The sequence below is a fragment of the Polaribacter sp. Hel_I_88 genome, from assembly GCF_000687935.1.
Lineage (GTDB): Bacteria > Bacteroidota > Bacteroidia > Flavobacteriales > Flavobacteriaceae > Polaribacter.
This window is the reverse complement of sequence record NZ_JHZZ01000001.1, coordinates 122,578-138,872: the sequence shown is the minus strand read 5'-3', so window position 1 is coordinate 138,872 and position 16,295 is coordinate 122,578. Positions and strand designations below refer to the sequence as shown.

The following is a 16,295-nucleotide window of genomic DNA, read 5'->3' as shown; positions in this document are numbered from 1 at the left end:
TAAACCCCTTGCTGTAAAACATAAAAAATCGTTTTGAAATTTTCAAAACGATTTTTTTATTTTTAATAAATAAAGATATTTTAGGCTTCCCCTAAAGTAATTCCTTTAACGTTCACAAATTCTTTCACTCCAAAACCTCCATGTTCTCTTCCAAAACCAGAGTTTTTTACACCCCCAAAAGGCATTGCAGGATCTGCTAAACCAAATGCGTTGATAAATACCATTCCAGTATCAAAATAATTTTTGGCTAAGTTTTTAGCTTTTTCTTCATCTTTAGAGAAAATTCCTCCACCTAAACCAAATCTACTATCGTTGGCAATTTTCATGGCGTCATTTTCATCTTTCGCTTTAATTAAAGAAGCAACAGGTCCAAAAAGTTCATCATCATAAGCAGGTTGTCCAGGTTTTACATTTCCTAAAACAGTAACAGGATAATAAAAACCATCACCTTTTGTCATTTTTCCACCACATAAAATTTCGGCACCTTTTTGCACACTTTGTTCAACTTGCTCATGCAAAGTTTCACGTAAATCTTCTCTAGCCATGGGTCCCATATCTGAATTTTCATCCATTGGGTTTCCTACTTTTACATCCTTCATCGCTTTTACAAAAGCATCCTTAAATTGATTGTAAACAGCATCAACAACTACAAAACGTTTTGCAGCAATACACGTTTCGCCATTATTGTAAATTCTACCTTTTACACATTTTTCAACTGCTAATTCAATATCAGCATCTTCTAAAACAATGTAAGCATCATTACTTCCTAATTCTAAAACTACTTTTTTAAGTTCGGCAGTTGCTTTTTGACCTACATTTTTTCCAGCATCAGAACTCCCAGTTAAAGTTACACCTCTAACATCTTTATGTTTGATAACTTCATCAGATTGGTCGTGAGAAATTAACAAGGTTTTAAATAAATTTTCTGGCAAACCAGCTTCTACAAATATTTTTTCTAATAAAAGGCCTGTTCCAGTTACATTCGATGCGTGTTTTAATAAAACTGCATTTCCTGCCATTAAATTTACAATTGCATATCTAATAACTTGGTAAGAGGGATAATTCCAAGGCTGAATCCCATAAATAATTCCGATTGGTGAATACGTTACAATTCCTTTACCTCCCGTAAATAATTCACGATGCTCATCTTGTAATTCTTTAGGGCCATTTTTGGCAGTATATTTACAAATACCAGCACACAAATCAACTTCATCATTACTTTGAGAAATAATTTTTCCCATTTCATTGGTCATCAATTTAGAAAGTTCGTCTTTGTATTCAATTAGTTTTTTACCAATTGCACCAATTATTTTGGCACGTTTATCTAAAGATTGATGTCTCCAATCTAAAAAAGCTTTTTGAGTTTTTTCGATTGCTGAATTCATATCAGCATCAGAAAAATAATTATACGTTTCTAAAGTTTTTCCTGTTGCAGGATTTATCGTTTTTATTGTTTTGTCTTCGCTCATCTTCCTATTTTTAAATTTTCTACTCTACAAAGATTACTTTAAATTTGGTTTTTATTGATTGCAATCCATTGTGTTCTTAACTTAAATGATAATTAATATTGTTAAATTAGGAGTAATTGAACTATAGATTCTGTTTTTTGATGTTATATTTTTGAGAAATAAAACATATCTTGCAGTTGTTATGCGTGCATAATAAATTAAAATTAAGATTGATGAAATACACACACATTTTTGAGCCATTAGATTTAGGATTTACAACTTTAAAAAATAGAATTTTAATGGGTTCTATGCACACAGGTTTAGAGGAAGAAAAAAACGGTTATGAAAAAATGGCTGTTTACTTTGCAGAACGTGCAAAAGGTGGAGTAGGGTTAATAGTAACAGGAGGAATTGCCCCAAATATTCAAGGTTGGACAGCGCCTTTTTCTGCAAGAATGAGCTCTAAAAAACATGTAAGAAATCATCAAAAAGTTACAAAAGCCGTGCATGAAGCAGGTGGTAAAATTTGTATGCAAATTCTACATTCAGGACGATATGGTTATCATCCTTTTAATGTTGGAGCATCGAATATAAAATCGCCAATAACACCTTTTAAACCCTTTAAATTAAAAGCTTCAGGTATCAAAAGAACGATTAGAGATTTTGTAAACTGTGCAAAATTAGCCAAAGATGCAAATTATGATGGTGTTGAAATTATGGGTTCTGAAGGCTATTTAATCAACCAATTTATTGCAAAAAGAACCAATAATAGAACCGATAATTATGGTGGAGCTTATGAAAACAGAATGCGTTTGCCAATTGAATTGGTAAAACAAACAAGAGCAGCTGTAGGTAAAGATTTTATCATCATTTACAGATTATCGATGTTAGATTTGGTTGAAAAAGGATCTTCTTGGGAAGAAGTTGTGCAACTTGGTAAAGAAATTGAAAAAGCTGGAGCAACCATTATCAATACAGGAATTGGTTGGCACGAATCTAGGATTCCAACGATTTCAACATCAGTTCCAAGAGCCGCATTTACTTGGGTTACCAAAAAAATGAAAGAAGAAATCTCAATTCCGTTGATAACTTCTAACAGAATCAATATGCCAGAAACTGCTGAGAAAGTTTTATCAGAAGGACATGCAGATATGATTTCTATGGCGCGTCCTTTTTTGGCAGATCCAGAATGGGTAAACAAAGCAAAAGCAGAAAAAAGTGATGAAATTAATACCTGTATTGCTTGTAATCAAGCTTGTTTAGATCACGCATTTCAGAAAAAAGTAGCGAGTTGTTTGGTAAATCCAAGAGCTTGTCATGAAACCGAATTGAATTACAATCCTACTTCAAATCAAAAGAAAATTGCAGTTGTAGGTTCTGGACCAGCAGGTTTGGCAGCAGCCACAATTGCAGCAGAAAGAGGACATCTTGTAACACTTTTTGATGCTGCTTCAGAAATTGGTGGGCAATTTAATATGGCAAAACAAATTCCTGGAAAAGAGGAGTTTTATGAAACCATCAGATATTTTCAAAAACAAATTGATTTGCATAAAGTTGACGTAAAATTAAACACTAAAGTTTCAGTAGGAGATTTAGAAAAATCTGATTTTGATGAAATTATTTTAGCAACCGGAATTAAACCTAGAGAATTAAAAATTGAAGGAATTGATCATCCAAAAGTATTAAGTTATATAGAAGTTTTAAAAGATAAAAAACCAGTAGGAAAACGAGTTGCAGTAATTGGAGCAGGAGGAATTGGTTTTGATGTTTCAGAATATTTATCTCATGAAGGAGAATCTACTGCATTAAATATTGATGCTTGGTTAAAAGAATGGGGGATTGATAAATCGATGAAATCTAGAAGTGGAATTGAAGGTGTACAACCAGATTTTCATCCTTCTCCAAGAGAAATTTTTATGTTTAAAAGAAGCAAAGGAAAGTTTGGAGGAAATCTTGGTAAAACTACAGGTTGGATTCATAGATCAACCTTAAAAAAGAAAAAAGTACAGTTTATTGGTGAGGTTTCTTACACCAAAATTGATGACCAAGGTTTGCATTATATCCAAAATGAAAAAGAAATTATTTTAGATGTTGATAATGTAGTTATTTGTGCAGGTCAAACACCTTTTAAAGAGTTGTATCAACCTTTAGTAGATTTAGGCAAAAAGGTTCATGTAATTGGAGGTGCAGATTTTGCAAGCGAATTAGATGCAAAAAGAGCCATTAATCAAGGTGCAAGATTGGCTGCTGAATTGTAGAAAATCTCCTGAATTTTTCGGATATTTGTCAATTAAATTAACGAATTAAAAATTTACTGAAATGAATAAAAATACCGTTCTTGGTTGGGCTACTTTTTTAATGATAGGAATGGGTGTAGCACTAATCTTATTAGGTGCATACAGATACAATGATGTTGCTGGTTGGGGTTTTGCAACAGTTGGTATTGGATTTTTCTGTATTGCTTGGGTGTTTAATGCGTTAAAAGGACGTGTGTAAAAGTCTACAGTTTTCAGTAGCAGTTTTAAAAATTTTATAAAATTATAAAAAATGAGTGACGATAAGAAAGTAATCTTTTCGATGAATAAGTTGTCTAAAACTTATCAATCAACAGGAAAACAAGTTTTAAAAGATATTTATTTAAGTTTCTTTTACGGAGCAAAAATTGGAATTCTTGGTTTAAACGGATCAGGAAAGTCAACTTTATTAAAAATTATTGCTGGTGTAGAAAAAAATTATCAAGGAGATGTTACATTTTCTCCTGGTTATAAAGTTGGTTATTTAGAGCAAGAACCACAATTAGATCCAGAAAAAACGGTTTTAGAAGTTGTAAAAGAAGGAGTTGCAGAAACTGTTGCAATTTTAGATGAATACAACAAAATCAACGACATGTTTGGTTTGGAAGAAGTGTATTCTGATGCTGATAAGATGGAAAAACTAATGAACCAACAAGCTGAGTTGCAAGATAAAATTGATGCAGCCAATGCTTGGGAATTAGATACCAAATTAGAAATTGCCATGGATGCTTTAAGAACACCAGATTCTGATAAGAAAATTGGTGTACTTTCTGGTGGAGAAAAAAGACGTGTTGCTTTGTGTAGATTATTGTTACAAGAGCCAGAAATTTTATTGTTAGATGAACCAACAAACCATTTAGATGCAGAATCTGTACATTGGTTAGAGCATCATTTAGCACAATATAAAGGAACTGTAATTGCAGTAACGCATGATAGATATTTTCTTGATAATGTTGCTGGTTGGATTTTAGAATTAGATAGAGGTGAAGGAATTCCTTGGAAAGGAAACTACTCTTCTTGGCTAGATCAAAAATCTCAAAGAATGGCGCAAGAAAGTAAAACAGCTTCTAAACGTCAAAAAACTTTAGAAAGAGAATTAGATTGGGTTCGTCAAGGAGCAAAAGGTCGTCAAACAAAGCAAAAAGCACGTTTAAAGAACTATGACAAATTAATGAGTCAAGATCAAAAACAAGTGGATGAAAAGTTAGAAATTTACATTCCTAATGGTCCACGATTAGGGACAAATGTTATCGAAGCAACTGGAGTTTCTAAAGCGTTTGGAGATAAATTATTATACGAAAACTTAGAGTTTAATTTACCACAAGCAGGAATTGTTGGAATTATCGGGCCCAATGGTGCTGGTAAAACGACTATTTTTAAAATGATTATGGGAGAAGAAACTCCTGATGCTGGAACGTTTAATGTTGGTGAAACTGCAAAAATTGCCTATGTAGATCAAGCACATTCAAATATCAACCCAGATAAATCTATTTGGGAAAACTTTTCTGAAGGACAAGATTTAGTAATGATGGGAGGAAAGCAAGTAAATTCTAGAGCCTATTTAAGTAGATTTAACTTTTCCGGAAGTGAGCAAAACAAAAAAGTAGATACACTTTCTGGAGGAGAACGTAACCGTTTGCATTTAGCAATGACTTTAAAAGAAGAAGGAAACGTTTTACTTTTAGATGAGCCAACCAACGATTTGGATGTGAATACATTAAGAGCCTTAGAAGAAGGTTTAGAAAATTTTGCAGGTTGTGCAGTGGTTATTAGTCACGATAGATGGTTTTTAGATAGAGTTTGTACACATATTTTGGCTTTTGAAGGTAATAGTGAAGTATATTTCTTTGAAGGTTCTTTTTCTGATTATGAAGAAAATAAGAAGAAACGTTTAGGTGGAGATTTAATGCCAAAACGTTTGAAGTACAAAAAATTAATTCGATAGAAGTTTGTACTGAAAAATAAATATGATTAGTTAGAATCATTTAAAAAAACAACCCTCACTTTAAAAGTGAGGGTTGTTTTTTTGGTAATAGTGTATTATGAATCAATAAAATATATTAAGTTATTTTAATCAAAAAATAGTTTATGATTGAGATCTTTTTGGATTCAAGAAAAATTTAATAAACTTTATAGTTAACATTGCTGAAGAGCACAAAAAAGGAAAAACAGCAAAAAAGAAAGTCATTACAATCAATCCGTCACTAATGTTTTTTATCTTGCCTATTGTCATTAAGTAAAGTCCTGAAAAATATAAAACGACCGATGTAAATATAAATAGTACAACCTGTTTTAAGGTATCTTTTTCCACGATGTTGGGGTTTTTGGGGTTTTTAGTGGTGCAATATAGACATAATAATTAGTTTTTTATAAAAAAAACTTGTTTTTTATAAACGATTTGCCCTAAATAAATTGACTATTTAATTTTTTTCTGTAAAGTCGTCAGGTGCAAAATATATCTCTTTTGCAGTCCATCTTTTTTGTAAATTCTTTAAAGATGTTTTAAATAAAGTAAAATCTTTACGTTTTTTTTCTGTCCAACCAACTTCTGCATACGCAGCAATTCTTGGAAAAACCCTATAATGCATTTCGCCATTAGTAGGTATCCATTCACCCCACATTTGGCAACCTAAACCTAATATTTTATCATGATATTTTTCATCTAAATTTTCTGGAATAGGATCAAATGAATAGGCTTTAGATAAGGATAGATTTTTATATTTATAATCTAAATAAGTGAAAGTATGTAGAGAATTTACAATTTCATAACCATTTCTAGCAGCTGTTTCAGCTAGTTTTACATCACCTTTCCAAAAATGTACAATACTTTTTTCTGCTAATTTTTGTGATGTTCTTGTATCTTTTTTATCTTGATAGTCATGTAAATTATGTCCCATAATTTCATTCCAACCCATCATTCTTCTTCCCTTACTTTCTATGTATTTAGAAATGTTATTTGTAAAATAAACTTGTAAATCAGCAGGTGTTGCCAAATTCTTTTCTTTCATATATTTTTGGACAGATTCAGAAGATTTCCAATGATTGTATTTTACTTCATCTCCACCAATATGTATTACTTCTGATGGAAAAAGAGCCATAACTTCTTCTAAAACATCTCTTAAAAACTGATTTGTTCTTTCATTTGTAACATCATAAACATCTTTACCCACACCAAATTTAATCGGGACTTCAATTTCTTTTTTTGAAGTTCCTAACCAAGGATAAGAAGCAATTGCAGCAGTAGAATGTCCAGGCATTTCTATTTCTGGTACAATTGTAATGTGTCTTTCTTTAGCATAGTTGATAATTTCTTTAACTTGTTCTTGTGTGTAAAAACCTTCATGAGGTTCTGCGGATTGTATTGGACTTTCCCATTGTAAAGGACCAATTTGTGTGCTTTTTCTTTTAGAACCAATTTCGGTTAATTTTGGATATTTTTTGATCTCAATTCGCCAACCTTGATCATCAACCAAATGCCAATGAAAAACGTTCATTTTTAAAAAGGCCATTTCATCTAACAACATTTTTACTTGCTCCATTCCTTTAAAATATCGAGCTTCATCTAACATAAAAGCTCTCCACTTAAAATTTGGAGCATCTTTAATAGTAACTTCTTTAAGTGTTAACTGTTTTTCATATTTAGAAAAATCAGCATTATAAGAACATAACTGCATTAATGTTTGTGTTCCATAAAACCAGCCAGTAGCGTTTTTTGCGCAAATACGTATTTTGTCTTCAGATATTGTTAACTCATAGCCTTCTTCAGCTAAATTTTCATCAACTTTAAAAACAATATAATTCTTTTTTAAACTTTGATAATTGGTTGTTTTTAAATCGAAACCAAAATCATTTTTAAAATAATCTTGTAAATTAGTGACAATTTTTTTAGTGTTTTCGTCAAAGACAAGTTGAGTTTCTGTATTAATTTTAAAAGTATTATTTCCAGAAATCACTTCTAAAGGTCGAGGTGTAATTTGTAATTCTTGAGATAAAACCTTTTGAGAATTTAAACTAATCAGTAAACTAAAAAAAAAGAGGGATTTGATTTTCATTTTATTTGTAATTTGAGTCTAAAAATAGGCTTTTTTATATTAATTCATCTTTAAAAAAGATAAATGATACTTTATTCCGAAATTTATGAATGTGTTGCTTAGTCCAGCACCCTTTGCTTTTACATAGCCAGCAGCAGTTCTAAAACTTAAATTATCGGATATTTTATAGTTTAAACCAGTACTTGGTTTTATAATAAAACCTTCACCTGTACTAATGCCTCCACCACCTGCAGCTCCAGCTAAACCTTGAACAAATAAAGTGACTTTTTCATTAAATAAAGGATTTGTTCTAGCACCTAAACCAACAATGCCTTCTGCATACGCACCAGCATCACCAAAGCTAGCAAAAGAAGTTTGCCCTGCAATAAAGATGTTTTTATTTAAATCTAAATTAATTTGAACCGATATTTGGTGCATATCTTCTTCAAAATTTCCATCTCTTGCTGCATCAAAATAAATATCGTGTTTTGTAATTACTTCTAAACCTTTAAAAATTCCTTTTTTAAATGTTTTCTCATCCGATTTTATACCATTTCTTTCTACATAATATTTTAAACCAATTCCATAAGATGATGTATAAAAATGTGCATCTGGAGATAACACATACCCTTTATTAATAGCAATATAAATATCTTTAAATATCTTTTGTTCGATAGAAATATCAGGGTATACTAAAAAACCACCTTTCGAATCTACACCACCTCCACCTCCAGCACCTAAACCAAATTTAGCCAAAATATTTGTGCGGTTTTTGTTGAATGAATAATGATAACCACCACCTAAAAACACATCCATATAACCAGCTCTAATTCCAGCGTAAGCTCCATCAACTTTTAAGAAAGCAAACCAATTTTCAGAAAAATAATTTGCAAACTCAAAACCAGCAAGTCTAATCGTTGCATTACCAAATTGATTAACATTAACGTTATCATCATCGCCTTTTATCATTAAATTATTCAAATGAAAAAGTAAAGATGTTTTTTTCGAGTTGATATTCCAATCAGATTTTTCTAAAGTAGCAAAAGAATATTCATTTTGAGATTTTTTATAATCAGCATAATTATACCCTAATGGTATTTCTAAACTTACATTAAATTGATGTCCTTTTATGGCTCCACCATCAAAAAAATCGACATAACTCCAACCAGAATTTATAGCGAAATTTTTAAAATCATACCCTATATTAAAATGAGGCAAAATAAAAGCACCTCCACCATCTGGAGCCGCAGCTCCACCTCCAGCACCAAAATGAAAACCAGAATCTACATAAAAATCTTTTCCAAAATATTTTTTAATTCCTGCATTAACACCTAGCGTAAAAAAACCACCTCTTGCACCAGTTACAGCTCCATAAAGTCCAACACCAGTGTAAGCCCAATCGTTGATCATTAAGTTATAATGAATTCCTGTAAAACCCATATTGGCTTCGTTTACAATGCTAGTTTCTGGCATTTTAATAGAAAGAAAATCTATTTTTCCAAACGCTTTTTGTGTTTTCTTTTCAGGAACTATGTCATTTTGAGCTACTAATTGCTGACTTAAAAAAGCAATTGTGAATAATAATAAATATTTTTTCATCGGATAAAATTATCTTTTTTTGATGGTAATAATCGTTGATTTAGAGTTTGGTGTATTGCTAATATCAGCAGTGCTTTTTATTGGAACTAAAACATTAGCTTCTGGGAAATAGGTTGCTGTACATTGTTCAGGAATGCTATAGGGAATGGCTAAAAAGCCTTTGGCTTCTCTTTTTTCTCCATTAAAATGACTGGTTAAATCTACTAAATCTAGTTTTTCTAAACCTAGTTTTTCCATGTCTTTAGGATTCATGAAAATTACTCTACGTTCATTTAAAACACCTCTGTATCTATCATTTAAACCATAAATTGTGGTGTTGTATTGATCGTGAGTTCTAATCGTCATCAATATAAATTGATTGTTTTCTAATTTAATTTCAGAAGGCGAATTAATACTAAAATTAGCTTTCCCTGTATTTGTTGGTTTAAAATCATTTTCTCTTGCGTTGTTTGGTAAATAGAAACCTTTCCCAATTCTTACACGCTCATTATAATTCTCAAAACCAGGAATTACTGCTTCAATTTCATCTCTAATAAAATCGTAATTTGATATTAATTTTGTCCAGTTAACAGATGAGTTTTTTAAAGTTGCATTGGCTAAACCAGCAACAATGGCTGGTTCACTTAAAAGATGCTCAGAAGCAGAATTTAAATGCCCTTGCGAATTATGCACAACTCCCATAGAGTTTTCTACAGATATAAATTGTTCTCCAGTACTTTGCATATCTTTTTCGGATCTACCTAAACATGGTAAAATCAACGCTTTTTTGCCGTGAATTAAATGACTTCTATTTAGCTTTGTAGAAACATGAACTGTTAAGTTACATTTTCTTAAAGCTTCAGCAGTAAATTCTGTATCTGGAGTTGCAGAAACAAAATTTCCTCCCATTCCAAAAAATACCTTTGCTTTGTTTTTGTGCATGGCTTCAATAGCATTTACTACATCAAAACCGTGTTTTCTAGGCGATTTAAAATTGAAATTTGCATCTAGTTTGTCTAAAAATTCATCAGACATTTTTTCCCAAATCCCCATAGTTCTATCTCCTTGAACATTAGAATGACCACGAACTGGGCAGGTTCCAGCACCTTTTTTTCCAATACTTCCTTTTAAGAGTAAAATGTTTACAATTTCTCTAATGGTATCCACAGAGTTTTTATGTTGTGTAAGACCCATTGCCCAACAAATAATTACCTTTTTTTTGTTGATAATTAAATCTGCAGCTTCTTTTATTTTTTCGAGTGATAACCCTGTTTGAGGTACTAAATAATCTATAGAATAGGTTTCTAAATCATCTAATAAATCTTCAATTCCATGTGTTTTATTTTTGATAAAATCATAATCAAAAACCGAATAAGGAGTATCTTCTTCCTTTTTTAGCATTAATTTTAAGATGATTTTAAGCAAAGCAACATCGCCATTAATTTTAACTTGTAAAAATAAATCTGTTAAATTTTGTCCAGAACTAACCCATTTTAAAGGGTTTTGTGGATCTTTAAAATTCATCAACCCAACTTCTGGTAAAGGATTTATGGTGATGATTTTACTTCCATTTTTTTTTGCTTCACCCAAAGCTGTTAACATTCTTGGGTGATTTGTACCTGGGTTTTGACCCATTACAATAATTAAATCTGTGTGGTTAAAATCGTCTAAAGTAACAGAACCTTTGCCAATTCCTAAGGTCTCAGAAAGTGCAGCTCCACTAGATTCGTGACACATATTAGAGCAATCTGGTAAATTATTAGTCCCAAATTGTCTTACAAAAAGTTGATATAAAAAAGCAGCTTCATTGCTTGTTCTTCCTGAGGTGTAAAAAATGGCTTCATCAGGAGAATCTAACCCATTTAATTCATCAGCAATTAAAGCAAAAGCATCTTTCCAAGAAATTTCTTTGTAATGGTCTGCGCCTTCAGGTAAATAAACGGGTTGTGTTATTCTACCTTTTTTGCCAATTTCATAGTCTGATAATTTTGCTAATTTAGGTACTGAATACGTAGAGAAAAACATGGGAGAAACACGATTTTTAGTTGCTTCCTCAGCTACAGCTTTTGCACCGTTTTCGCAATATTCTGCTAAAAAAGCACGTTTTTCATCTGGATCTGGCCAAGCACAACCAGGACAATCAAAACCATTTTTTTGATTTAAGTTTTTAAGTAAACCAATTCCTTTCACCAAACCAACTTCTCCAACAACATGATTTAAAGAAGATTTAATGGCTTTTACACCAACTGCCGATTTTGGAATATCAGTAAGTTCAATTCCAGTTAATTTTTCTGGTGGTTGTGCGTTTGTCTTTTTAATCATCCTTAAAATTATTTATACTGTTTGGATTGGCGTACACTGTCATTGTGTTATTTCTTGTAAAACCAATTAAGCAAATTCCAAATTCTTTTGCAAAATCTACAGCTAAAGAAGAGCATGCAGAAATGGCAACAATTACAGGAATTTTAGCAATAAAAGATTTGGTTACAATTTCGTAAGAAACTCTACCACTAACAAGTAAAAAATGTGCATTCTTTAAATTTTGATGTATTAACAATTCTCCAACAGACTTATCAACAGCATTATGCCTTCCTAAATCTTCTTTTATTGTTAATAACTCTTGATTTTTATTAAAAATAGCAGCTGCATGACTACCACCTGTTTTATTGAAAGTTTCTTGAAAATTTTTCATAATAGCATGCATTTTATGCAAACTGTCTGAAGAAATTTGAATGTTTTCCTCCAAACTTTTACCAGCTACATGAATGTCTTCAAGTTCTTTTTTTCCACAAATACCACAAGAAGAAACAGAGAGCAAAGTTCGTTTATTTAAATATCCTTTTCCTAATGCTTCTTTTTGAATTGTAACATTAATAATTTCAGGTATTTTTAAGGTTTCTTTTATAATTTGGAAAGTTAATGGGGCATTTTTTTTATAAATATCTTCAGCAAAAAGTAAGCCTGTTATCAACTCAAAATCGTTGTTTGGCGTTCTCATAACAACCGTGTAAGATTCGTTGTTAATATTTATTTGAAGTGGTGCTTCTACAACCAAATAATCATCAATTTTTACAGTACTTTTATTTGTTATTTTTAAACCTTGATAATTAGTTATCTGCATTCAGTTTTGAAGTTAATTGTATCAAACAAATTTAATGAAAAATTAATGGTGTAAAAAAAAAGTCTCGATATTAAAATCGAGACTTGGGCTTTAGTGTCTTATACCCCTAAAAATAAAACACATAAAGTAGATACAAATATAATATTTTATTTTAATTATAAAAGATAAAATTTACAAATTATTATTAATTTAATACTTTTTTGTCTGCTTTCTTACAGATAACTAACTTAGCATTGTTATTTACATCTGTTGTAAAGAAAATGTACGTATTTCCACCATCTTTAATTTTGGTTTCTTTTCTTATTTGTGCCACAGTTTTAGGGAAATTTCGAGTCGTAATATTTGCTTTGTTATCTGGTAATAGTTTTTTAAGTTTTTTCTTATCATAAGGAATTACCTGCTCAATTTTAAAAGCTCTTCCAGGAAAATTAATGAGTTTTTTTGAGGTGTATACATGTGAGTGTTGATGTAATTTATAAACGCTTAATTTTCTTGATATTTGATGAAAACCACCAGACTTTAAAATAGCAACGTTAGGCTCATATAAATAAGAGAGAGGCTCTGAATATGAAGAATAAATATCTTCATCAAAAATAAAGTCAAAAATTTGATTTTCGGATTTTAGAATGTTAATCGTTTTAATTTGTATTGGATTTGTATAGCTTTTTTCTAATAAAAACAACACTTCTTTCACTTCGTTATGTAGAGCAACAATATGAATTTCTTTTACATTTTGTAATTCCCTAATTGTGTTTTTAAGATCTAAAATAGGTGAAACTTTTATTAAAATTTGATTGGCTTTTGTAAAGAAAAAATCAATTTTTGGAGGAATGTATGGTTGGCAATCCTTTAGCATAAACACTTTTCCTTTTACATCATCTCTTCTTGATGGATCTATGTAAATGCAGTCAAATACTTGGTCTGCTCCTTTTAAATAATCAAAACCATTTCCACAAAAAGTATGAATATTTTGGATGTTTAATTGTTGGTAATTGTGTTTTACAATTTTCGATAACTCTTCGTTAATTTCACAATGAATTACTTTTTTAAATTGTCTTGAAAAGTAATAACAATCTACTCCAAAACCTCCTGTAATATCAATAATGGCATCACCAGAAATAATGGTTGATTTGTAGTTGGCAGTAATTTCTGATGAGGTTTGCTCAATACTAATTTTTGCAGGATAATAAATTTTATCCGAAGAAAACCAAGTTGGTAGTTTTTTTGTTGATTTTTGCTTTGCAACTAATTGATTCGCTAATTCTTGAATAGAAATATTTCCAAAAGGACTTCCTTTTAAAATCAGTTTTGTGATTTCTGAGTTTAAATTATCACAAATAAATTGTTGGACATCATCATTTAAAATATCGAAATTCAAAAGAAATTATAGGTTTTTAGTTAATGATTTTACAATTTTATTATCTGCTAAAAACTCCTTTAGAATAACTTTTAAAGCTGTGTACATAGGTACAGCAGTTATCATTCCTAAAATACCAAATAATAAACCTCCAATAATAATTATTAAGAAAATTTCTAACGGATGCGATTTTGTTGTTTTTGAGAAAATAATTGGCTGACTTAAGAAATTGTCGATAATTTGAGCAATAAAATAACCAATCATCACATAAATTGTTGTTGGCAATATTTCCGTTTGAAAATCTTGTTGAAGATTGCTAGTCATTGTTAAAATGAGCATTATTACAAAACCAATTACAGGACCTATATAAGGAATTAGGTTTAGTAGGGCACATAAAAATGCAATAACAACTGCGTTTGTAATACCAAAAGTTAATAAAATAATGGTGTATAAAACAAATAGAATTGTAATTTGAAAAATAAGACCAATAAAGTATCTCGATAGTAAATCGTTAATGGTTTCTAGTGATTTAGAAAATCTGCCTTCTGTTTTATTGGGAATTAATGTCATAATTCCGTTTTTTAATAATTGATTGTCTTTCATAAAGAAAAACGTAATAAATAGCACCGAAAACAAGCCAATACTTAAAGATCCTAACGTTTCTAAAATAGCGTTTAATAAATTTGGAATCGCTTTAAATTGAGGTGTCATATTAATATTTTTTAATTCACCTAAAACATCGATTCCTTTTGATGAAAAGTAAGTAGTAATTTGACTAAAAATATTTTGAATATCGGTTTCTAATTGATCGATTTGTAAGAGTGATAAATTTCTACCTTGCTCAATAATTAATGGAATAAATAAGACAAATATCCCTGCCAAAAGCCCTAACATTAAAATCATTGTGGTTACAACAGCAATGGTATTTGGGAATTTTAATCGTATTCTTAAAAACTTAGTAAAAGGTCTTGCAATTAAAGAAACGACACCAGCAATTACGATATAAACAATTACAGATTGAATTTTAAAAAGAAAATATAAAAGCAAAACAACACCTAAAATAATTGTGATGGCTCTTAAAATTCCGTTCGAAATTGTTTTTGATGTCATTAGTTATACCCTTTAACTTCGCCCATACTTAATTCACTTCCGCTCTCAAAAGTGTGATTTGTTGGTAATAAAGTGCCACTTTCAGTAGTTATCCAATCTTCCCAAGTAGCAGAAGTTCCATTCATCCTGCCATTTTTAAGATACATTTTGTAGCTATTTGGTACAAAATTATGATCTAAAATCCATACATAAGAATCTCCAGGAGTTGTGCCTCCAGAAGTATAAGTAACTCTTAAAACTTCTTGATTGTCGAAATTTTCTAGGGTTCTTATTACTCCATCATCAAATAATTTGTGGGGTGCAACCAACCAAAATGAATCATTATTAAAAATATCCCAAGCTCTTTTTATTATTTTTTCGTCTGTATCTTCTTGTTTTATGCCTTCAAAAAATACAGTGCTTTTATCAATGTCTTGTGGATATAAATGCACTCGAAAATCATCCCAAGAAACATCTACAATGTGGTTTTCTTTATCCCATTTAAAAGCTCTTTTTCCACCAAAACTCCACTCTAAGAATTTAGTATTTTTATAATTTTCGTGATTAATAGCATCTAAAATTTTATTAGCTAAAGCATCAGCATTTTCATTGTATGCTTTTGCATTATTAATTGGAATTTCTAAACCAAATAAAGAAAGCGAATGTTTTGTAGGTAGTTTTATCCCAGAATTTGTGTTTTTAAAATTGCTCCAAGTTGCTTCAATTCCACCAATTGGAATAATGTTTGTCCACATTTTAAATGATGTTGGCATATAATTATCATTCAAAAACCACAAGTAAGAATCTCCAGGAGTTGAGCCACCAGAAGTATAGGTAACCAGTAAAGCTTCTTTGCCTTCGTAATTTACGATGCTTCTTTTGGTGCCAGCATCAAATATTTTATAAGGAGCAATTAGCCAGAAAGAATCATTGTTAAAGTAGTCTTCGGCAGTTTTTATAAGTTCCGCGTTTTCAACTTTTTTGCCATTAACAAATACTTCAGATTCTTTAGGTTCTTTGGTATTTAAGATTACTTTATTATCATCCCAAGAAACTTCTACAATGCTTTTTTGTTTGTACCACTTATAAAAATGTGCGTTTCTAAAATCCCACTCAATAATTTCTGTGTTTTCAAAAGCTTTGTGATTTAAGGCGTTAAACATTTTAGTTGCTAAAGCATCTGCTTCAACACCTTGTTTACCTTGAGGTAAATCTTCATTTTTAGCGAAATAAAAAATAGTTCCTGCAATAATTACTAATACTAGGAGAATTCCTAAAAACTTAAAAACTTTCTTCATTTTATTTTTTCAATTTTAAAACACAAATTTATTACTTTTTAAAGGAACTTATTTATTTTGAAGAGAATAATCTATGATG

At 30.6% G+C, this 16,295-nt stretch carries 11 protein-coding genes; 3 read left to right on the top strand and 8 right to left on the bottom strand.

All coding sequences use genetic code 11. From position 1 onward, the window contains the following. Nucleotides 1-80: 80 nt before the first annotated feature. On the bottom strand, nucleotides 81-1,469 hold the full coding sequence (locus P161_RS0100595) for an NAD-dependent succinate-semialdehyde dehydrogenase (protein ID WP_026775164.1): 1,389 nt from the start codon (nucleotides 1,467-1,469) through the stop codon (nucleotides 81-83). A gap of 209 nt (nucleotides 1,470-1,678) precedes the next feature. Here P161_RS0100595 and P161_RS0100590 point away from each other — a divergent pair, with 209 nt between their 5' ends. From P161_RS0100590 to ettA, 3 genes are all read left to right on the top strand, one after another. Beyond that, a complete protein-coding gene (locus tag P161_RS0100590) occupies nucleotides 1,679-3,706 on the top strand; it encodes an FAD-dependent oxidoreductase (protein ID WP_368086197.1) in 2,028 nt (675 codons plus the stop codon). A 61-nt stretch (nucleotides 3,707-3,767) separates the two neighbouring features. Next, the gene (locus P161_RS19625; RefSeq protein WP_197026313.1) at nucleotides 3,768-3,944 is read left to right on the top strand and encodes a CAL67264 family membrane protein; all 177 of its coding nucleotides are present in this window, start codon (nucleotides 3,768-3,770) and stop codon (nucleotides 3,942-3,944) included. 51 nt (nucleotides 3,945-3,995) lie between these two features. After that, complete coding sequence (gene ettA / locus P161_RS0100580) at nucleotides 3,996-5,687, top strand: energy-dependent translational throttle protein EttA (RefSeq protein WP_026775162.1); 1,692 nt, start codon at nucleotides 3,996-3,998, stop codon at nucleotides 5,685-5,687. Nucleotides 5,688-6,162: 475 nt separating this feature from the next. On the opposite strand, the gene P161_RS17830 is transcribed toward ettA, so the two are convergent. The 7 genes from P161_RS17830 to P161_RS0100545 all read right to left on the bottom strand — a co-directional run bounded on the left by P161_RS17830 (nucleotide 6,163) and on the right by P161_RS0100545 (nucleotide 16,216). Continuing rightward, a complete protein-coding gene (locus tag P161_RS17830; protein ID WP_036841120.1) occupies nucleotides 6,163-7,794 on the bottom strand; it encodes a beta-N-acetylhexosaminidase in 1,632 nt (543 codons plus the stop codon). Nucleotides 7,795-7,833: 39 nt separating this feature from the next. After that, entirely contained in the window at nucleotides 7,834-9,372 is a 1,539-nt protein-coding gene (locus tag P161_RS0100570; RefSeq protein WP_026775161.1) for a hypothetical protein, read from the bottom strand. 9 nt (nucleotides 9,373-9,381) lie between these two features. Then, nucleotides 9,382-11,673 carry an FdhF/YdeP family oxidoreductase gene (locus P161_RS0100565; protein WP_026775160.1) on the bottom strand — a complete coding sequence of 764 codons (2,292 nt, stop codon included), beginning with the start codon at nucleotides 11,671-11,673 and terminating at the stop codon, nucleotides 9,382-9,384. Beyond that, nucleotides 11,666-12,472 (bottom strand): formate dehydrogenase accessory sulfurtransferase FdhD, encoded by an 807-nt coding sequence (fdhD, locus tag P161_RS0100560; RefSeq protein ID WP_026775159.1) that lies wholly within the window; start codon nucleotides 12,470-12,472, stop codon nucleotides 11,666-11,668. The genes P161_RS0100565 and fdhD overlap by 8 nt, the downstream gene beginning before the upstream one ends. A gap of 184 nt (nucleotides 12,473-12,656) precedes the next feature. Continuing rightward, a complete protein-coding gene (locus P161_RS0100555) occupies nucleotides 12,657-13,850 on the bottom strand; it encodes a class I SAM-dependent methyltransferase (RefSeq protein ID WP_026775158.1) in 1,194 nt (397 codons plus the stop codon). A 6-nt stretch (nucleotides 13,851-13,856) separates the two neighbouring features. Then, on the bottom strand, nucleotides 13,857-14,939 hold the full coding sequence (locus tag P161_RS0100550; RefSeq protein ID WP_026775157.1) for an AI-2E family transporter: 1,083 nt from the start codon (nucleotides 14,937-14,939) through the stop codon (nucleotides 13,857-13,859). Then, nucleotides 14,939-16,216, bottom strand: a complete 1,278-nt coding sequence (locus P161_RS0100545) for a hypothetical protein (protein WP_026775156.1) — start codon at nucleotides 16,214-16,216, stop codon at nucleotides 14,939-14,941. The genes P161_RS0100550 and P161_RS0100545 overlap by 1 nt, the downstream gene beginning before the upstream one ends. Nucleotides 16,217-16,295 lie beyond the last annotated feature (79 nt).

Excerpts from the sequence above, each read along its gene's own strand:
- P161_RS0100595 (WP_026775164.1), bottom strand. The coding sequence starts at position 1,469 with ATGAGCGAAGACAAAACAATAAAAACGATAAATCCTGCAACAGGAAAA.
- P161_RS19625 (WP_197026313.1), top strand. The coding sequence starts at position 3,768 with ATGAATAAAAATACCGTTCTTGGTTGGGCTACTTTTTTAATGATAGGA.
- ettA (WP_026775162.1), top strand. The coding sequence starts at position 3,996 with ATGAGTGACGATAAGAAAGTAATCTTTTCGATGAATAAGTTGTCTAAA.
- P161_RS17830 (WP_036841120.1), bottom strand. The coding sequence starts at position 7,794 with ATGAAAATCAAATCCCTCTTTTTTTTTAGTTTACTGATTAGTTTAAAT.
- P161_RS0100570 (WP_026775161.1), bottom strand. The coding sequence starts at position 9,372 with ATGAAAAAATATTTATTATTATTCACAATTGCTTTTTTAAGTCAGCAA.
- P161_RS0100565 (WP_026775160.1), bottom strand. The coding sequence starts at position 11,673 with ATGATTAAAAAGACAAACGCACAACCACCAGAAAAATTAACTGGAATT.
- fdhD (WP_026775159.1), bottom strand. The coding sequence starts at position 12,472 with ATGCAGATAACTAATTATCAAGGTTTAAAAATAACAAATAAAAGTACT.
- P161_RS0100550 (WP_026775157.1), bottom strand. The coding sequence starts at position 14,939 with ATGACATCAAAAACAATTTCGAACGGAATTTTAAGAGCCATCACAATT.
- P161_RS0100545 (WP_026775156.1), bottom strand. The coding sequence starts at position 16,216 with ATGAAGAAAGTTTTTAAGTTTTTAGGAATTCTCCTAGTATTAGTAATT.